This window comes from Paraburkholderia hayleyella (assembly GCF_009455685.1).
Classification (GTDB): domain Bacteria; phylum Pseudomonadota; class Gammaproteobacteria; order Burkholderiales; family Burkholderiaceae; genus Paraburkholderia; species Paraburkholderia hayleyella.
On the sequence record NZ_QPES01000001.1, the window covers coordinates 1,760,332 to 1,779,085 of the forward strand.

Consider the following 18,754-nt stretch of genomic DNA (forward strand, 5'->3'; position numbering starts at 1 on the left):
CAGACACATGATCCAGCCACCAGAGCCTCCGGCTGCCGTCGGGGGCTTTGTTTCTTCCATGCAGCCAAAGAGCCGCCATCATGAATGACCAGTTGAGTGCCCAGGCGCAGCCAGGCGCATCCTCTCCGGCCCACGCCACGGCGTCTGACGCCGCAGATAATTTTGTGCAGATTGTCGATGTCGTGAAGAAATTTGGCGAAACGCTAGCCGTGCGGCAGGTCAGCCTGTCGGTGAAAAAGGGCGAACTGTTCGCCTTGCTGGGTAGCTCGGGTTCGGGCAAATCGACGCTGTTGCGGATGCTTGCCGGGCTGGAGACGGTGACCTCGGGCAAGATCGTGATCGACGGCGAAGATCTCGCGCGGATGCCACCCTACCGCCGTCCGGTCAACATGATGTTTCAGTCTTATGCGCTGTTTCCGCATATGACGGTCGAAGCTAATGTGGGTTTTGGCCTGAAGCAGGAGAGCGTGCCCAAAGACGAACGGCAAGCGCGAGTGCAGGCGATGCTCGAACTGGTGCAGATGGCCCGCTATGCCGGACGCAAGCCGCATCAATTGTCCGGGGGCAGCAGCAGCGCGTGGCGCTGGCGCGTAGCCTGGTGAAGCGGCCCAAGCTGCTGCTGCTCGATGAGCCGATGTCCGCGCTCGACAAGCAGATTCGCCAGCGCACACAAATCGAGCTGGTGAATATCCTGGAGCAGGTGGGGGTGACATGCATCATGGTTACGCACGACCAGGAAGAAGCGATGACGATGGCCGGCCGGCTCGCGGTCATGAGCGAAGGCGAAATCATCCAGCTTGGCACACCGCATGAAATCTATGAGTACCCCAACAGCCGGTTTACGGCCGAGTTCATCGGCTCGACCAATCTGTTCGAGGGCACGGTGATCGAAGACGAGCCCGATCATGTTTTTATCGAAACGCCTGATTTGCCGCGGCGCCTGTATGTGAGCCATGGCATTAGCGGGCCGCTGGGCATGCCCGTCAGCGTGTCGGTTCGTCCGGAACGTATTTCGCTCACGCGCAAGCCTCCCGAGAGCGCTTATAACTGGGGCCATGGCGTGGTCACGAATATCGCGTACATGGGGGGCTACTCGCTTTATCACGTGAAGCTCGACGCAGGTAAAACCCTTGTCGCGCATGTTTCAAGCCTCGCGCTCTCCGAAATCGACACCCCCACCTGGGGCGATGAGGTGTATGTGCGTTGGGGCACAACTGCTGGCGTGGTGCTGCGCTCATGAAACGCCTACTCACCACCCTCGCTAGCTGGCCTGTGCGCCGTTTCGCGCTGACCGGGCGCAGCGCTGTCGTTGCTGGGCCTTTCGTCTGGCTGCTGCTGTTTTTTCTGGTGCCGTTTTTGCTGGTCGTCAAAATCAGTTTTGCCGATCTGCAACTGGGCATTCCCCCTTATACCGAGCTGACCTCGTTCAAGGACGGGGTGTTCCATCTCGCGCTCGATCTGTCGCATTACGCGTTCCTGCTGAACGACAGCCTGTATTTCGCTACCTATGTGAATTCGGTGGTGGTCGCGGCGATCACCACGCTGCTGTGTCTGCTGCTGGGTTATCCGATGGCGTATTACATCGCGCGCTCAAACCCGGCTAGCCGCAACCTGCTTCTGATGGCGGTGATGCTGCCGTTCTGGACGTCGTTTCTGATTCGCGTGTATGCATGGATCGGCATCCTGAAGAACAACGGGCTGCTGAACCAGTTTCTGCTCTGGCTCGGCATCATTCATGCTCCCATCGAGCTTTATCGCACCAATACCGCGGTGTATATCGGCATGGTGTATTCGTATCTGCCGTTCCTCGTGATGCCGCTCTACGCGCACCTCGTGAAGATGGACCTGACGCTGCTCGAGGCGGCCTATAACCTCGGCGCGCGGCCATGGAAGGCGTTCTTGCAGATCACCTTGCCGCTCTCGAAGAACGGCATCATCGCGGGCTGCCTGCTGGTCTTCATTCCGGCAGTGGGCGAATACGTGATCCCCGAGCTGCTTGGCGGCGCCAATACGCTCATGATCGGCCGCGTGATGTGGAATGAGTTTTTCGATAACGCTGACTGGCCCATGGCCTCCGCGGTGACTTGCGCGATGGTGCTGCTGCTGCTTGTGCCTATGGCGCTGTTTCAGCATGCCCAGGCCCGGGCGCTGGAGGAAAAGGGCAAATGAAGCCAAACCGCTTGTTGCAGATCACGGCGCTCGGCATCGGGTTTCTGTTCCTGTATATCCCGATCCTCAGCCTGATTGTTTATTCGTTTAATGATTCGCCGCTGGTGACGGTCTGGAGTGGCTTTTCGCTACGCTGGTATGCCGCGCTGCTACGCGATGACGAACTGATCGCCGCAACCTGGCTGTCGCTGCGGATCGCGGTGCTGACCGCGTTTGCCTCGGTGATTATCGGCACGTGGGCCGGGTTTGTGCTGGCGCGCATGGGCCGTTTTCGTGGCTTTACGCTCTATACCGGCATGATCAATGCCCCGCTGGTGATCCCCGAAGTCATCCAGGGTATTTCGCTGCTGCTGCTCTTCATCGAAATGGGCAAATGGCTCGGCTGGCCTGCCGGGCGCGGCATCTTCACGATCTGGATCGGCCACGTGATGCTGTGTATTTCATACGTGGCGATCATCGTGCAATCGCGCGTGCGCGAATTGCATCCGTCGCTGGAAGAAGCCGCGCTTGATCTAGGGGCAACGCCGTTCCGGGTATTTTTTGCCGTGACGCTACCCCTGATTTCCCAGGCGCTGATGGCGGGCTGGCTGCTGTCGTTCACGTTATCCATCGACGATCTGATCCTGTCAGCCTTTCTTTCAGGGCCTGGCTCGACAACTTTGCCGCTGGTGGTATTTTCGCGCGTGCGGCTGGGGCTCAATCCCGAGATGAACGCGCTGGCGACGATTTTTATCACGGTCGTGACGGTGGGCGTGATCGGTGTGAATTACTTTATGTTGCGCGCAGAGCGGCGGCGCACGGCGCTTGCTGTGTGAGAGGGCGCCATGGCCACCCGTGCACCACGGATCACCGTCAGCCAGCACGCGTATTTTTAGAGGAGCCTGACGATGAGTCTTAATTCCACGCAACGCTTCACCGGTCGCGTTGCCGATTACGTGAAATACCGCCCGAGTTATCCGCGCGAAATCATTGCGTTTTTGCATGACACCTGCGGCGTGACGCCTGGCGCGCAGGTAGCCGATATCGGCGCAGGCACGGGGATCTCGGCCAGGCTTTTCATCGAGGCGGGCCATCCGGTGGTGGCGGTTGAGCCCAACCAGGCGATGCGCGAAGCCGCCGACGCGTGGCTGGGCGGGCAGGACGAAGGCTTGTATCGCAGCGTGGCCGGGACTGCCGAAGCCACCACGCTGGATGCTGCCAGTGTCGATCTCGTGATCGCCGCGCAGGCATTCCACTGGTTCGATTTGGCTAAGGCAAAACGGGAATTTGCTCGTATTCTCAGGCCGTCTGGACGGGTTGCGCTGTTCTGGAATAGCCGGCGGCTTAACGGTTCGCCTTTTCTTGAAGGCTATGAAGCGCTGTTGCAGCGTTACGGCCTCGATTATTCGACGGTGGCGGAACGCTATGCCAACGATGCGCAGATGGCCACATGGTTCGGTAACGGTTTTTTGCATCAGGCAAGCTTTCCCAATCATCAGCGGCTGGATCTGGCCGGCTTGCAAGGACGCTTGATGTCGTCGTCTTATACGCCAGAGGTGGGACATCCGAATGATGAACCAATGCGAAAGGCGCTGCGTGAGCTCTTTGAGCAGACTCAGCACGACGGCGTGATTGACCTGGTGTACGACACCCGTATTTATGTGGGCCGCGTGAGTGCTGCGGGTTATCAATGACAGCGGTAAAGACAAGAAATAAGAGATAAGGGATGAGAGAAAGCCGGAAGAAGCAGTAATAAAAAATGCGGTGGCATCGAAGGACGCCACCGCATGATCTAGCCGGTTAGCTGGCCAGGGTAAAAGCAGTTATATCAATGCGACGAGGTGATGCGAGGTGTGCCGTATCTGGCGAACCTGTAGTAGGGATAGCCCCCTATGGTCTTGCCAGGTTGTGACTGGCTTAAAAGCTGCTCTGCGACGGGTTGCGATTGAGACGGGATAGAGAACGGTTCGGCTGCGAGTTGCTGCTGAGTCTGGCTCGAAAACGGTGCCGAAGCGACAGGTTGCCTGGAGCTGCGCGTGAAGTGGCGATAGCCATAGCCGTATCTGGCGAACCTGGAGTAGGGATAGCCTCCTATGGTGTTGCCAGACTGTGACCGGCTTGAGAGCTGCTCTGCGACGGGTTGCGATTGGGACGGGATAGAGAACGGTTCGGCTGCGAGTTGCTGCTGAGTCTGGCTCGAAAGCGGTGCCGAAGCGACAGGTTGCCTGGAGCTGCGCGTGAAGTGGCGATAGCCATAGCCGTATCTGGCGAACCTGGAGTAGGGATAGCCTCCTATCGTTTTGCCTTGGGTTATCGTTCCCTGATTTTGACTCAGGTTGTCTCCTGCTAACAGGCTGATCCCGTTCTTCGAAGCGATATTCGCTTGTTGCACGAAATCACTGTCTGAACTTAGACCGGGATGACCCCCGGCGTTGATATCAGCCTTAACTTTGCTGATTGTGTTCTGGCCGATAGCGTGCGCTTGTGATGCCATGGCCATGGATAACGCCAGTGCAATAGGTTTGAGAATAAGGAATTTCTTCATGATGATTTGAGCTCCTCATAAATGGCCCACTATTGGACCATTCCGGAATATTGAGAATTGACTCGGCTAGCTGAAATAAGAGAAATCTTAAAATAAATTTTCTAACAAAAAAATTTACAATATTCCCTTGTATAAGGGCGTGATCAAAGGCATGAGAAAAATTACGCGTCCTTCAAAAGCGAGTTCAGTTTAATTCTGTTCAATTAGATTGGGGGCAGAATGAAAAAGCAGAGAGTGAACCGGTTAGCGTTGGCTTTGTATGATCCGTTACGACCATTGCGATATATCGATGTATTTCAGGTTAAGTCTTGAAGAGTTTTTTAGCCCGGGAACGTGTTGAAGTTCAAAGTGTGTGGAGTATTGGTGTTCGATGCAGCCGGGCAGATCGAACAGATGTTTAGCGCCGTGCCGTATGGCATGACTGCATTGCCGATTATGTGGAGTACCGCTCGAGATATGAACTCTTTGAGCAGACTTTGCACGACAATGCAATTGATCTCATATACGGCACCTGTTTTATGTGGCGATAAAGAAAAACAGCAAGAGAATACGGCCAAAAAAATGCGGTGGTTTCGAAGGAAACCACCGCATGATCTAGCCGGTCAACTGGTTAGGGTAAAGCAACGGCATCTATTGCACAGTAAAAGCGGGAGCTTTTACTTTATACGATTAATATTCCTGTAATTAGATTCGGCTTTGGTTTGAGCTGTTGCGAGTATATCAATTTGATATTTCGTACCGATCTTGACTTTCTCCAAGTTGAAGTCGTTGTGGGATATTTGACCATCGCGCCAGCGTTTTTTCAAATTCTGTAATTCTGCATAAGCTTTCTCGTTAGCCTCTCTATAGTTGCGATTGGCTTGTTCGAGTGCATCTTTTGCGGCCTTCACAGAATCGGTAGTTCCAGTCTTGCCGGAATCGGTCGTTTTGCCGATATCGGTTGTCTTGCCGATATCGGTCGTTTTGCCGGTATCGGTTGTTTTGCCGGTATCGGTTGTCTTGCCGGTATCGGTTGTCTTGCCGGTATCAGTCGTCTTGCCAGGATTATTCAGGTTGTTCCTAGCCTGTTTGTACTCATGTTCGGCTCGGGTTTGAGTTGCTACGAGGATATCAATTTGATATTTCCCACCGATCTTGGCTTTCTCTAAGTTGTAGTCGTTGTCGGATATTTGACCATTGCGCCAGCGTTTTTTCAAATCCTGTAATTCTGCATAAGCTTTATCGTTAGCCTCTCTATAGTTGCGATTGGCTTGTTCGAGTGCATCTTTTGCGACCTTCACAGAATCGGTAGTTCCAGTCTTGCCGGAATCGGTCGTTTTGCCGATATCGGTTGTCTTGCCGGTCTCGATCGTCTTGCCGGTCTCGGTCGTCTTGCCGGTCTCGGTCGTCTTGCCGGTCTCGGTTGTCTTGCCGGTCTCGGTTGTCTTGCCGGTCTCGATCGTCTTGCCGGTCTCGGTCGTTTTGCCAGGATTATTCAGGTTGTTCCTAGCCTGTTTGTACTCATGTTCGGCTCGGGTTTGAGTTGCTACGAGGATATCAATTTGATATTTCCCACCGATCTTGGCTTTCTCCAAATTGAAGTCGTTGAGGGATATTTGACCATCGCGATAGCGTTTTTTCAAATCCTGTAATTCTGCATAAGCTTTATCGTTAGCCTCTCTATAGTTGCGATTGGCTTGTTCGAGTGCATCTTTTGCGGCCTTCACAGAATCGACAGTTCCAGTCTTGCCGGAATCGGTCGTTTTGCCGGTCTCAGTCTTGCCGGTCTCAGTCTTGCCGGTCTCGGTTTTGCCGGTCTCGGTTTTGCCGGTCTCGGTTTTGCCGGTCTCGGTCTTGCCGGTCTCGGTTTTGCCGGTCTCGGTTTTGCCGGTCTCGGTTTTGCCGGTCTCGGTTTTGCCGGTCTCGGTTTTGCCGGTCTCGGTTTTGCCGGTCTCGGTTTTGCCGGTCTCGGTTTTGCCGGTCTCGGTTTTGCCGGTCTCGGTTTTGCCGGTCTCGGTCTTGCCGGTCTCGGTCTTGCCGGCCTCGGTCTTGCCGGCCTCGGTTTTGCCGGTCTCGGTTTTGCCGGTCTCGGTTTTGCCGGTCTCGGTTTTGCCGGTCTCGGTTTTGCCGGTCTCGGTTTTGCCGGTCTCGGTCTTGCCGGTCTCGGTCTTGCCGGCCTCGGTCTTGCCGGCCTCGGTCTTGCCGGCCTCAGTCTTGTCGGTCTCAGTCTGATTGCGGTTAGAAATCTCTAGAAGGGTCTGCGTGTTAGCCATAGCAACGTCCAAGAAGCCTTGGTCCACCGCTGCTGAGACGCTCACGCTACCTTTATGCCACTCATCCTCTATCGCGAGAGTCGGCAGCTTGCCTGCGCTCGTCTTAACGTTTCGGCTCATGATCTGGAGGTCATTGGTGGCGAGTGTCGCTTGACCCAGATTCACATCACGGTAGGCATTCATGATGATCTTACCCTCGTCATTTTTGATTTCAGGGTTCGGGTTCTTTGAGCTCGTTTTCGATTTGAGCGTGGCGCCATCGAGAACATTGATCGACCCGCCGCTCGTGACCTTGATGCCGAGCCCTTTATAGGTCATACCTGTTGTCTTGTCGTTTGCAATGAGCGTGCCGCCGATATCGATGGAGCCGTCCAGGGTAAGGCTCTCCAGTACGATCCCCTCATCGCTCATTGGGCGGTTAAGGCTTGTGGCCTCCAGGGTGCCGGTGTTGTTGATGACGCTGCGTGCCAGCGCATCAGCGGCCCGTGCATTCAGCTTGATGCTGCCGTCCTCCGTTCTGATAATGCCACCGTTTTTCACCAGTGCGTTCACGCTGCCACTGTCGATCTTGAGCGCAAGGCCGTTGGCCATTAGCACTGTTGCTGAGGAGGTTCCGGTAGTCAGGGTGACGTCGCCAGCGGAAACCAGGGCTACATTTTTCCCAGCCTTAATGTTGCCGCTGGTGGCATTGTTGACTTCGCCGCCGCCGATCAGCGCGACCAGGTTGGTTGCGTTGATCTCGCCCTGGTTGATGATCGCGCCTTTGCCATCGCCGGTGAAGCGGAGCGTGCCGGCCTTGAAGTCTTCGTCGCTGATGTTCAGCGAGGAGGCGACGAGGCTGCCGACGTTGATCTTGGCGCCCGCTCCGGCGAGCACGCCATTGGGGTTGACCACGAAGACATTACCGGTTGCATTCAGTGCACCGAGAATGGAGGTGGGGTCGTTGGAGTGAACCCGGTTGAGTACGGAGTCGGTGCGGTTTTTTTGGTCGAAGTTGAGTGTTTCGCCTTTTGCCACATTCATATTGTTCCAGTCGACGACCATCTTGCTGTCGTTCTGGTGGACGGTCGTGGTGGCACCCTTTGTTTCGATGCTGCCAGCACCGAGATTGATTGTGCCCTGGCCGACCGCGTAAGCCTGTGAGGCGGCAGCCATGGAGAGCGCCAGTGCAATGGGCTTGAGAATAAGAGTTTTTTTCATATGTTCTGAGTGACAGAAAATTAGGCCCATGTATGACATGACTGCATTGCCGATTACGTGAAATACCGCTCGAAATATGAACTCTTTGAGCAGACTTTGCACGACGGTGCAGTTGATCTGATATACGGCACCTGTTTTATATGGCGATAAAAAAACAGCAAGAGAATGCGGCCAAAAAAATGCGGTGGTTTCGAAAGAAACCACCGCATGATCTAGCCGGTCAACTGGCTAGGGTAAAGCAACGGCATCCATTGCAAAGTAAAAGCGGGAGCCTTTACTTTCTACGACTAATATTCCTGTAATCATCTGCGGCTACGAGGTAAGCTGTCATGAATTCCTGAAGTTGATATTTTTCATCGATCTTGTTTTTCTCTTCGTCGAGTTGGGTGCGGGAAATTGCACCACTGCGCCAGCGTTTTTTCAAATCCTGTAATTCTGCATAAGCTTTATTGCCAGCCTCGTCATAGTTGCGTTTGGCTTGTTCGGCTGCATCTTTTGCGGCCTTTACAGCATCGGCAGTTACAGCCTGCTTGCTGGTATCAGTTTGCTTGCTGGTATCAGTTTGCTTGCTGGTATCAGTTTGCTTGCTGGTATCAGTTTGCTTGCTGGTATCAGTTTGCTTGCTGGCATCAGTTTGCTTGCTGGTGTCAGTTTGCTTGCTGGTGTCAGTTTGCTTGCTGGTGTCAGTCGTCTTGCTGGTATCAGTCGTCTTGCCAGGATTATTCAGGTCGTTCTTAGCCTGGTTGTAATCAGCTTCGGCATTGGCTTGAGCTATTGTGAGGTCATAAATTTGATATTTTTGACCGATCTTGCCTTGCTCTATGTAGAATTGGTTGGTGGAAATTTCACCATTGCGCAAGCGTTTTTTCAAAGCCTGTAATTCTACATAAGCTTTATCGTTAGCCTCTCTATAGTTGCGATTGGCTTGTTCGAGTGCATCTTTTGCGGCCTTCACAGCATCGACAGTTCCAGTCTTGCCGGTATCGGTCTTGTTGCCGGTATCGGTTTTACCGGCATCGGTTTTACCGGCATCGGTTTTACCGGCATCGGTTTTACCGGCATCGGTTTTACCGGCATCGGTTTTACCGGCATCGGTTTTACCGGCATCGGTTTTACCGGCATCGGTTTTACCGGCATCGGTTTTACCGGCATCGGTTTTACCAGCATCGGTTTTACCGGCATCGGTTTTGCCGGCATCGGTTTTACCGGCGGTATCGGTTTTACCGGCATCGGTTTTACCGGCATCGGTTTTACCAGCGTCAGGCAGCTTGCCAGTCTCAGTCTGCTTGCCAGGATTATTCAGGTCGTTCTTAGCCTGGTTGTAATCAGCTTCGGCATTGGCTTGAGCTATTGTGAGGTCATAAATTTGATATTTTTGACCGATCTTGCCTTGCTCTATGTAGAATTGGTTGGTGGAAATTTCACCATTGCGCAAGCGTTTTTTCAAAGCCTGTAATTCTACATAAGCTTTATCGTTAGCCTCTCTATAGTTGCGATTGGCTTGTTCGAGTGCATCTTTTGCGGCCTTCACAGCATCGACAGTTCCAGTCTTGCCGGTATCGGTCTTGTTGCCGGTATCGGTTTTACCGGCATCGGTTTTACCGGCATCGGTTTTACCGGCATCGGTTTTGCCGGCATCGGTTTTGCCGGCATCGGTTTTGCCGGCATCGGTTTTGCCGGCATCGGTTTTGCCGGCATCGGTTTTGCCGGCATCGGTTTTGCCGGCATCGGTTTTGCCGGCATCGGTTTTGCCGGCATCGGTTTTGCCAGCATCGGTTTTACCAGCGTCAGGCAGCTTGCCGGTATCAGTCTGCTTGCCAGGATTATTCGGGTTACGACTAATATTCCTGTAATCATCTGCAGCTAAGACGTAAGCTGTCATTAATTCCTGAATTTGATATTTTTCATCGAGCTTGTTTTTCCCTTCGTCGAATTGGGCGCTGGAAATTTCACCACTGCGCCAGCGTTTTTTCAAATCCTGTAATTCTGCGTAAGCTTTATTGCCAGCCTCGTCATAGTTGCGTTTGGCTTGTTCGGCTGCATCTTTTGCGGCCTTTACAGCATCGGCAGTTACAGTCTTACCGGAATCGGTCTTGTTGCCGGTATCGGTTTTACCAGCATCGGTTTTACCAGCATCGGTTTTACCAGCATCGGTTTTACCAGCATCGGTTTTACCAGCATCGGTTTTACCAGCATCGGTTTTACCAGCATCGGTTTTACCAGCATCGGTTTTACCAGCATCGGTTTTACCAGCATCGGTTTTACCAGCATCGGTTTTACCAGCATCGGTTTTACCAGCATCGGTTTTACCAGCATCGGTTTTACCAGCATCGGTTTTACCAGCATCGGTTTTACCAGCATCGGTTTTACCAGCATCGGTTTTACCAGCATCGGTTTTACCAGCATCGGTTTTACCAGCATCGGTTTTACCAGCATCGGTTTTGCCGGTATCGGTTTTGCCAGCATCGGTTTTACCAGCATCGGTTTTACCAGCATCGGTTTTACCAGCATCGGTTTTACCAGCATCGGTTTTACCAGCATCGGTTTTACCAGCATCGGTTTTACCAGCATCAGGCAGCTTGCCGGTATCAGTCTGCTTGCCAGGATTATTCGGGTTACGACTAATATTCCTGTAATCATCTGCAGCTAAGACATAAGCTGTCATTAATTCCTGAATTTGATATTTTTCCTCGAGCTTGTTTTTCCCTTCGTCGAATTGGGCGCTGGAAATTTCACCACTGCGCCAGCGTTTTTTCAAATCCTGTAATTCTGCATAAGCTTTATTGCCAGCCTCGTCATAGTTGCGTTTGGCTTGTTCGGCTGCATCTTTTGCGGCCTTTACAGCATCGGCAGTTACAGCCTGATTGCCGGTATCGGTTTTGTTGCCGGTATCGGTTTTGTTACCGGTATCGGTTTTGTTGCCGGTATCGGTTTTGTTGCCGGTATCGGTTTTGTTGCCGGTATCGGTTTTGTTGCCGGTATCGGTTTTGTTGCCGGTATCGGTTTTATTGCCGGTATCGGTTTTGTTACCGGTATCGGTTTTGTTGCCGGTATCGGTCTTGTCGCCTGAAGGCTCAACAGGGTTGATCAGAGAGCCGGTCGGAACAATCTTTATATCGGTCGTCGCGTTGTTAGTCCCAGCAGCCTGTATGAAGCCTTTGTCCACCGCTGCTGCAACGACTATGCGCGTACGCCGCTCCTCATCCGTTATAGCGAGAGTCGGCAGCTTGCCTTCGCTCGTCTTGACGTTTTGGCCCTCGATCCGGAGGTCACCGGTGACGAGTGTCGCTTGACCCAGATTTACATCATTCGCGGCAGTCAGGGCGATCCTGCCTGGGTTAGTTTGAATTGGGGCGTTCTTTGGGTTCGCCTTCGATTTGAGCGTGGCGCCATCGAGAACATTGATCGACCCGCCGCTCTTGGCATTGATGCCGAATGGGGTTAAGACAGTAGCTGACTTGTCGGTTGTAATGAGCGTGCCGCCGACATCGATAGAGCCGTTGGCGGAAAGGCTCTTCAGTTCGATCCCATCATCGAGCATGTTTGAGCCGTATGAGCGGTCAAGGCTTGTGGCCTCCAGGGTGCCGGTGTTGTTGATGACGCTGCGTGTCAGCGCATCAGCAGCCCATGCATTCAGCTTGATGCTGCCGTCGTCCGTGCCGATAAAGCCACCGTTTTTCACCAGGGCGTTCATGCTGCCCTGGTTGAGCTTGACCGCAACGCCGTTGGCCATTTGCAGGGTGACGTCGCCAGCGGAAGCCAGGGCTACACTGTGCCCAGCCGTAATCCTGCCGCCAGCGGCATTGTTGACTTCGCCGCCGCCGATCAGCGCGACCGAATCGGTTGCGTGGATCTCGCCCTGGTTGATGACCGAGCCTTTGCCATCGCCGGTGAAGCGGAGCGTGCCGGCCTTGAAGTCTTCGTCGCTGATGTTCAGCGAGGAGGCGACGAGGTTGCCGACGTTGATCTTGGCGCCCGCTCCGGCGAGCACGCCATTGGGGTTGACCACGAAGACATTACCGGTTGCATTCAGCGCACCGAGAATGGAGGTGGGGTCGTTGGAGTGAACCCGGTTGAGTACGGAGTCGGTGCGGTTTTTTTGGTCGAAATTGAGTGTTTCGCCTTTTGCCACATCCATATTGTTCCAGTCGACGACCATCTTGCTGTCGTTCTGGTGGACGGTCGTGGTGACACCCTTTGTTTCGATACTGCCAGTACCGAGATTAATTGTGCCCTGGCCGACGGCGTAAGCCTGTGAGGCGGCAGCCATGGAGATTGCCAGTGCAATGGGCTTGAGAATAAGAGTTTTTTTCATATGTTCTGAGTTCCAGAAAATTAGGCCTATAACTGGGCCGATCTGGAGTATCGAGAATGGGGGAGATAAGCGAAAATAAGAATAATCTTAAATAATGAAATTAATACAAATGTTTTACAAGATGATGACAGTTAGGGCTGCCATCAAGCATGGAAGAGGCTTGGAGGGGAAATTACGGGAGAGAAAAAACTATAAACCAGCAAGAAAAATCTTAACGGAGCGCACGATGATTAATGAGATTGATGGCCTTTAATAGCGGCCAAAAACTGCTCTCGGGTGGCCGATGTCATGGCAAAACCGCTAGTCACAAAAATGAATCGCGCCACACTTTAGGCACAATTCCAGGAATTTTCCGTAATGTTTTTGACGGTAAACATTACGATTTGCCGACATATATATAAAAGCCTGGGAAAGCAATGCGGTAATTATTCGCAGTGCCCAAACCGTGCCGAAGTATAAATTTTTTTAATTAACTGAGAATCATTTTTTTGCATCTTAAAAAATAAATTACATTGCAATGACAAATTTTTGAATGATGGTCTGAGTGTCCGGCGTGTTCGGGCAGATTGAACAGATGTGTTATGGGTTAGATGGAATGACAAAGATAAAAAAACGGGAAGAGGGTGCGGCTAAAAAATGCGGTGACTTCTTTCGAAACCACCGCATGATCTAGCGGCTTAACGAGTCAGGAGAAGCGCGCTGACCTCCGTCAGGAGGTCATGTAATAGCCGTAGTGATTGCCGTAGTCAGACTGCTGCGGGTGACGGGACGCCATGGTGTGCTGCTTCACCAGGTTCACCCGTGCCTGTTTAACCTCAGTGCGGGCCCTGTGGCTGTTTGCTTTGGCTGCGCGGAGGAGCTCCGCGTATTTCTGCTTGATCTCGGCTTTCTGCTTCTTGTAGGCATTGACGATGTCGTAATGGGTACGTTTGTCACGGGCTTGGTTCAATGCTTTTTGAGAGCGCTCGTACGCAATCCGAAGTTCATTGGCCGAGTCCTGGCGAACCTGTTGCACATCACGTTCGGCTTGCTGCTCTTTTGCCAATGCAGCCTTAAGGGCTGCATTGGAATCTGCTGGTTTCGCAGGTTCAACAGGCTTCGCAGGTTCAACAGGCTTAGCGGGCTGGGTAACATTGACTACGGATAAAACATTGCCCTTGACCGAGCCTGTTGGCCCTATGGCACCGCTTTTGTTGGCTGTCACCGAAACGGTGTTACCCGTGATATTGCCGTCAATTTGCACCTGGTTTGCGCGATAAGAGATAGCGCTGCCCTGGGTTGCCGTTCCCTGCATTTGGTGCAGGTCGTTTGCTGACACGCTGACCGCGCCCTTCGTGATGATATTCGCCTGCTGCACGAAATCGCTGGCAGAAGCTATGCTGATAGCCCCATTGGCCCCACTGGTGTTGATATCAGCGCCAGCAGCCTGCGTTACTTTTTGTCCCTGGATGCTAACCGCGTTGCCCGTGACGCCTGCATTGAGCGCCACAGTGCCATGCGCGCTGCGCAGCGATAACGCGTTGATATCCAGTTTGTTATCGACGGTTACGTTGCCCTTGTCAGTACTCACCCCGAGCCCGCCCGGCCCATTTGTTATCGTCTGAACGAAACCCGCGTCGATCAGGCCATCGCCATTGGTGGGTTTGCTCTTTCCTCCCACACTGAAGCCTTGGTCCGCGGAAGCGGACGTGACGTTGACGCCCATTGCCTTGATAGTCGGCAGGTTTTCAGCGCCGTTTGTCAGGACGTTTTTGCCCGTGATGTTGAAGATACTGGTGGTGAGTTGCGCTTGACCCAGATTCACATCATTTGTGGCATCCAGGTTGATCTGGCCCAGGCCCTTTCCGTCCGGCTGGGATGTGAGCGTGGCGTTATCGAGAACATTGACCGACGCGCCACGGGCCTTGATGCCGAGCAAGTTAGTGCTAAAACCTGCCTTGTCGTTTGCAATGAGCTTGCCGCCGATATCGACGGAGCCGTTTCCAGCGCTGCTCAGTTCGATCCCGTCATCGCCAGCTGGACGGGTAATGCTGGTGGCTTCCAGGCTGCCGGTATTGTTGATGACGCTGCGTGTTAGCGTGTCAATGGCCCATGCGGTCAGCTTGATGTTGCCGTCGTTCGTGCCGATAAAGCCGCCGTTTTTCACCAGTGCGTTCACGCTGCCCTGGTTGAGCTTGACCGCAACGCCGTTGGCCATTTGCAGTGTGATGTCGCCAGCGGAAGCCAGGGCTACATTTTTCCCAGCCTTAATGCTGCCGCCGGTGGCATTGCTGACTTCGCCGCCGCCGATCAGCGCGACCGAGTCGGCTGCGTTGATCTCGCCCTGGTTGATGATCGCGCCTTTGCCATCGCCGGTGAAGTGGAGCTTGCCGGCCTTGAAGTCTTCGTCGCTGATGTTCAGCGACGAAGCGACGAGGCTGCCGACGTTGATCTTGGCGCCCGCTCCGGCGAGCACGCCATTGGGGTTGACCACGAAGACATTACCGGTTGCGTTCAGCGTACCGAGGATGGAGGTGGGGTCGTTGGAGTGAACCCGGTTGAGTACGGAGTCGGTGCGGTTTTTTTGGTCGAAGTTGAGTGTTTCGCCTTTTGCCACATCCATATTGTTCCAGTCGACGACCATCTTGCTGTCGTTCTGGTGGACGGTCGTGGTGGCGCCATGTGTTTCGATGCTGCCAGCACCAAGATTGATTGTGCCCTGACCGACGGCGTAAGCCTGTGAAGCGGCAGCCATGGAGAGCGCCAATGCAAGTGGCTTGAGAATAAGAGTTTTTTTCATACTGTTCTGAGTTCCAGAAAATTAGGCCATATAACTGGGCCAATCTGGAGTATCAGGAACGGGATGGATAAGCGAGAATAAGAATATTCTTAATAGGATGACTAAAATAAAATATTGTTCAGACATTATGAAATTACTAAATTGAGACGAGAATTTTCCGAGTCTCCAAAGGAGTGTATCCGTGCTGCTATGTGTGATAGGAGAGCGTAGGACGTCCCAAAAAAACAGGCCCCGTTCTGATTGAACGGGGCCTGTTTTTCATCATCTCATCATCAGGACCTTTGCAAAAACGCCTCTATCCGTTCAGGCTCAGCTATTTCCCCAGTCATCTGAATCGTTATTGCTACCGAGATCGATATCTCCTGAGCCGCCGTCATTCCAGTCGTTTGAGCCCTGGCCGAAATCGAGCCCCGCGTTTTGCTCCGGGCCAAAGCTGCCATCGGGTTCGATAGGACGCTGCCGCCCTGGATTAAGCACCTGGCCGAGCAGCACACCGGTGAGCAGCCCACCCATCCCACCGCCGAAGCCGCCGCCTTGCTGGACAACGACCGGCGGTGGTTGTTGCGGTGCTTGCTGTTGCGGCGCTTGCGGCGCTTGCGGCACCGGGTAAGGCGCGCCCGGTCCATTGAGCCCATTGAGCCCATTGGGCCCGTTCGATGGGGTGCGGCCGAACTGCGCGTCGGCTTCACGGGCATAAACAGAACCTCCCGCTGTGCTGTCACTTGCGCCTGATTGCGCGGCGGGGACAGCTGGGTCAGGGCGGCCATCGGCGCGGGCCTTGAGGCGCTCGACCTGCTGTTCAAGTTCGTCGATTTGATAGGGCGGCACCGGGTTGGCGCGATTCGACAGCGCTTCGACGAGTTCGCGCAATTGCGCTTCAGCCGCTTCGACATCCTTTTCCAGCACCTCATGGCCCGGTGCGCTGGAGAGTCGCACATCGAGTTTGAGCGAGCGCACGGCGTTGAGCAGTTCCGTGGCGCGCTTGAGTTGTTGGCGGCGCTCGTCACCCACTTGAGCATCCACGCGTGAGCGTGTGCGGCGCACCGTCCAGCGCAGCACGAGCGCGATGGCCGCGAACAGCAGCGCGATGCCGAACCACGAAGCGAGCGAGGGCCCGGTGGAGTGCCCGGTCTGGCGCAGGGGTTGAGCGGCCAATGGCGACTGCGATGATGACTGCGACAGCGGCGGTGCCGATGGCGTTGACTGGAGGAACGGATTAGTCGTCGTGTTCGTGCTGCTTGAGTTATTGGCCCGATTTGTATTGGAGACGCCGGCACGTGCGGCGTCACGGCGAATGCGCGCCTCGGTCTGGGCAAAGCGCGAGGGATCGGTAAACCGCGTTTGGGGATCGAGCATCCGGGCGCGTTGCACATGGGCCAGCGCCTCGGCATAGCGGCCTTCGCGGTCGAGCACCTGGGCATACAGGTAATGCGCCCGGGCGTTGTCCGGATGGGCTTGCAGCACCTCGGCGAGCCCTGCGTCGGCCTGACGCCAGTTGCCTCGCTGCATCGCGCTTTCGATTTGCGCGGCGGTAGGGATGGCAAAGGCGCTGCCGGAGGCAAGCAGCAATGCCATGCAAGTCGCGGCAAGAAATTTTTTCATGATACGGGCCGGGCGGCTCAGCGCCCGTCTCCATGGCAAACGGCAGCAGGCGGAAAAACGCGCGGCACACCTCATGGGGGCGCGTGCCGCGCGTGAGCCGTTTTACTGCCCGGAGCTGTTATGCAACTGCTTTTTCAGCGCTTCGAGGCGGTCTTCGACCGAGGGGCCGCGATTGAGTTCGGCTAGCTTGTCGTCGAGTGCCTTGCCGCTTTTGACATCGGCGGAGTTCAAACGTGCATCCGAGCGCGCGTTGGACAGGGTCACCTTGTCTTCGAGCTTGCGGAAATCGTCCGCCAGGTTCTTGCCGCCAATGCCGCCCAGTGCCGTGGCTGCGACGTCCTTGGCTTGGGCGATCTGTTGCTTCGCCTGAAGAATATTGGAGCGGGCATTCAGATCGTTGCGCCGTTGCCGCATATCGTCGATCTGGTTTTTGAGTTGGGCGACGGAGGGTTCGAGCGTGCCGAGTTCCTGTGCCAGTGCATCGCGCTCGGCTTCTGCCGTGGCCTGGGCGCCGAGGGCTTCGCGGGCGAGGGCTTCGTCGCTGGCTTGCAGCGCGCGTTTGGCGCCATCTTCGTATTTTTTGACCCGTTCGGCGGCGGCGTCGCGTTTGCTTTGCTGCATGGCGACTTGCGCCTGAATCTCGATCAAGGCGTTTTCCGCGCGAGCGATGCTGTCATCGAGTTCGCGCACGATCTGGCGAGCGTCGCGCGAGGGGTCCTGAACGGAATCGGCTGCATCGTTCAGAAGACCTTTGAGCGTGCGCGAGATGCTGTCAATGAGCGACATGGATAACCTCCGTGAATGGAATAAAGGCCGTGAAGAGCGTGAAGCGCATGGAATAAACCCTCGATCCCCGGCCTGAAGCTGGCGGATATTACACCACGGCCTGGCTTAAAAGCGCCTTAAACCTGTCTCAGGCACCTGTCTCAGGCGCCCGCCATGAAACGGCTCGGGTTCAGCGCTCTGGCGGGAGGGCAAAGGGGCCTTCGCCTGGGCCTGAACCTGGATCCGGATCGGCTGAAGAGGCGGTGGAGGGTGCGGAGGGTGCGGATATGGGCGCGGGTTCGTTGGCGGCCGCGGTCACGGCCGCGATGGGCGGAGTCTGGTGCGTGCAGCCTGAAGCGGGTGAAACTGACAGGGTTTCCGGGACATGGGCCTCAGCGGCCGACACGGCGTGACTGTGGTTCGCCACCCGGCGCAGCGTCTCGCTGAGCATGTCGGGCGCGCGCGCCGCATTCAGCCGGTCGACCATGCTGGCGACCTTGACCTGTTCGCTAGTGGCGCCAAAGCTGAGCACGGCACGGCGCATCAATTCACTCACACTGATCCCCAGATGCTTTGCACTGGCCGCGATCGCGCGTTTTTGAGCGTGTGTGACGATGACGACGATTCGTTCGCTGGGCGGGTTCATGATGGCTTTACGGGCACGGGACGCTAAATGGTAGCAAATTGTTAACAAATGGCCGTGACACCGTGCGGCAGGACAGTCACGACGGCACGGATTTGCGCATCATAAGCGCAGTCGTTCCGGGGTGGAATGGATCGGGTAAGAACACAGGCGAAATTCTGCTGCAGGCGGGGAAGCAAGCGGAGGAACAAGCAGGGGGAACAAGCGGAGGAGCCGCGAGGGACCAGCGCCGGTACAACACTCAACGGCCATTCAGGCGTTATCGAACCCTGGCTGGGGAGTGACAAAAATATTACAAAAAAATCACCGGACGCCCCGCGTTGATCTCATTAAAATGCGTCCTTTGCGCGCCGTCAGGCTTATTTCACCGGCTCCCTTGTTTGCGCGGATCGCCGAGCATTTACCTTGCCTGTCATGCCAATCATTAAATCACCCCAGAATTCCCGTTCGCCGTCTCACGCTGATCGTAACCGGGGCCACCAGCCCGCTTCTTCCTCTTCTTCTT

Annotated in this window: 11 protein-coding genes and 1 pseudogene; 5 read left to right on the plus strand and 7 right to left on the minus strand. The window is 54.8% G+C overall.

Annotated features, from left to right (window positions below):
- Positions 1–80: 80 nt before the first annotated feature.
- From GH657_RS18525 to GH657_RS07995, 5 genes and pseudogenes are all read left to right on the plus strand, one after another.
- Positions 81–577: pseudogene (locus tag GH657_RS18525) on the plus strand (ABC transporter ATP-binding protein); the annotation flags it as partial.
- A complete protein-coding gene (locus GH657_RS18530) occupies positions 578–1,240 on the plus strand; it encodes a TOBE domain-containing protein (RefSeq protein ID WP_425495752.1) in 663 nt (220 codons plus the stop codon). It abuts the pseudogene before it with no gap.
- The gene (locus GH657_RS07985; protein WP_153100207.1) at positions 1,237–2,169 is read left to right on the plus strand and encodes an ABC transporter permease subunit; all 933 of its coding nucleotides are present in this window, start codon (positions 1,237–1,239) and stop codon (positions 2,167–2,169) included. Before GH657_RS18530 ends, GH657_RS07985 begins: the two co-directional genes overlap by 4 nt.
- Positions 2,166–2,984 carry an ABC transporter permease subunit gene (locus tag GH657_RS07990; protein WP_153100208.1) on the plus strand — a complete coding sequence of 273 codons (819 nt, stop codon included), beginning with the start codon at positions 2,166–2,168 and terminating at the stop codon, positions 2,982–2,984. Before GH657_RS07985 ends, GH657_RS07990 begins: the two co-directional genes overlap by 4 nt.
- Before the next feature lie 72 nt (positions 2,985–3,056).
- Complete coding sequence (locus GH657_RS07995; protein WP_153100209.1) at positions 3,057–3,842, plus strand: class I SAM-dependent methyltransferase; 786 nt, start codon at positions 3,057–3,059, stop codon at positions 3,840–3,842.
- Between the two features lie 134 nt (positions 3,843–3,976).
- Here the strand turns inward: GH657_RS07995 and GH657_RS08000 are convergent, their stop codons facing one another.
- The 7 genes from GH657_RS08000 to GH657_RS18270 all read right to left on the minus strand — a co-directional run bounded on the left by GH657_RS08000 (position 3,977) and on the right by GH657_RS18270 (position 18,252).
- Positions 3,977–4,693, minus strand: a complete 717-nt coding sequence (locus GH657_RS08000) for a hypothetical protein (RefSeq protein WP_153100210.1) — start codon at positions 4,691–4,693, stop codon at positions 3,977–3,979.
- Positions 4,694–5,349: 656 nt separating this feature from the next.
- On the minus strand, positions 5,350–8,349 hold the full coding sequence (locus tag GH657_RS08005) for a two-partner secretion domain-containing protein (RefSeq protein ID WP_153100211.1): 3,000 nt from the start codon (positions 8,347–8,349) through the stop codon (positions 5,350–5,352).
- 70 nt (positions 8,350–8,419) lie between these two features.
- On the minus strand, positions 8,420–12,460 hold the full coding sequence (locus GH657_RS08010; RefSeq protein ID WP_153100212.1) for a two-partner secretion domain-containing protein: 4,041 nt from the start codon (positions 12,458–12,460) through the stop codon (positions 8,420–8,422).
- Positions 12,461–13,169: 709 nt separating this feature from the next.
- The gene (locus tag GH657_RS08015; protein ID WP_153100213.1) at positions 13,170–15,239 is read right to left on the minus strand and encodes a two-partner secretion domain-containing protein; all 2,070 of its coding nucleotides are present in this window, start codon (positions 15,237–15,239) and stop codon (positions 13,170–13,172) included.
- Positions 15,240–15,548: 309 nt separating this feature from the next.
- Positions 15,549–16,841, minus strand: coding sequence for a tetratricopeptide repeat protein (locus tag GH657_RS08020; protein ID WP_153100214.1), 1,293 nt, complete (start codon positions 16,839–16,841; stop codon positions 15,549–15,551).
- Positions 16,842–16,943: 102 nt separating this feature from the next.
- Entirely contained in the window at positions 16,944–17,627 is a 684-nt protein-coding gene (locus GH657_RS08025; protein ID WP_153100215.1) for a PspA/IM30 family protein, read from the minus strand.
- A gap of 169 nt (positions 17,628–17,796) precedes the next feature.
- Positions 17,797–18,252, minus strand: coding sequence for a hypothetical protein (locus tag GH657_RS18270; protein ID WP_246174030.1), 456 nt, complete (start codon positions 18,250–18,252; stop codon positions 17,797–17,799).
- Between the last annotated feature and the right edge of the window lie 502 nt (positions 18,253–18,754).

Excerpts from the sequence above, each read along its gene's own strand:
- GH657_RS07995 (WP_153100209.1), top strand. The coding sequence starts at position 3,057 with ATGAGTCTTAATTCCACGCAACGCTTCACCGGTCGCGTTGCCGATTAC.
- GH657_RS07990 (WP_153100208.1), top strand. The coding sequence starts at position 2,166 with ATGAAGCCAAACCGCTTGTTGCAGATCACGGCGCTCGGCATCGGGTTT.
- GH657_RS08025 (WP_153100215.1), bottom strand. The coding sequence starts at position 17,627 with ATGTCGCTCATTGACAGCATCTCGCGCACGCTCAAAGGTCTTCTGAAC.
- GH657_RS07985 (WP_153100207.1), top strand. The coding sequence starts at position 1,237 with ATGAAACGCCTACTCACCACCCTCGCTAGCTGGCCTGTGCGCCGTTTC.
- GH657_RS08000 (WP_153100210.1), bottom strand. The coding sequence starts at position 4,693 with ATGAAGAAATTCCTTATTCTCAAACCTATTGCACTGGCGTTATCCATG.
- GH657_RS08015 (WP_153100213.1), bottom strand. The coding sequence starts at position 15,239 with ATGAAAAAAACTCTTATTCTCAAGCCACTTGCATTGGCGCTCTCCATG.
- GH657_RS08010 (WP_153100212.1), bottom strand. The coding sequence starts at position 12,460 with ATGAAAAAAACTCTTATTCTCAAGCCCATTGCACTGGCAATCTCCATG.
- GH657_RS08020 (WP_153100214.1), bottom strand. The coding sequence starts at position 16,841 with ATGAAAAAATTTCTTGCCGCGACTTGCATGGCATTGCTGCTTGCCTCC.
- GH657_RS18270 (WP_246174030.1), bottom strand. The coding sequence starts at position 18,252 with ATGAACCCGCCCAGCGAACGAATCGTCGTCATCGTCACACACGCTCAA.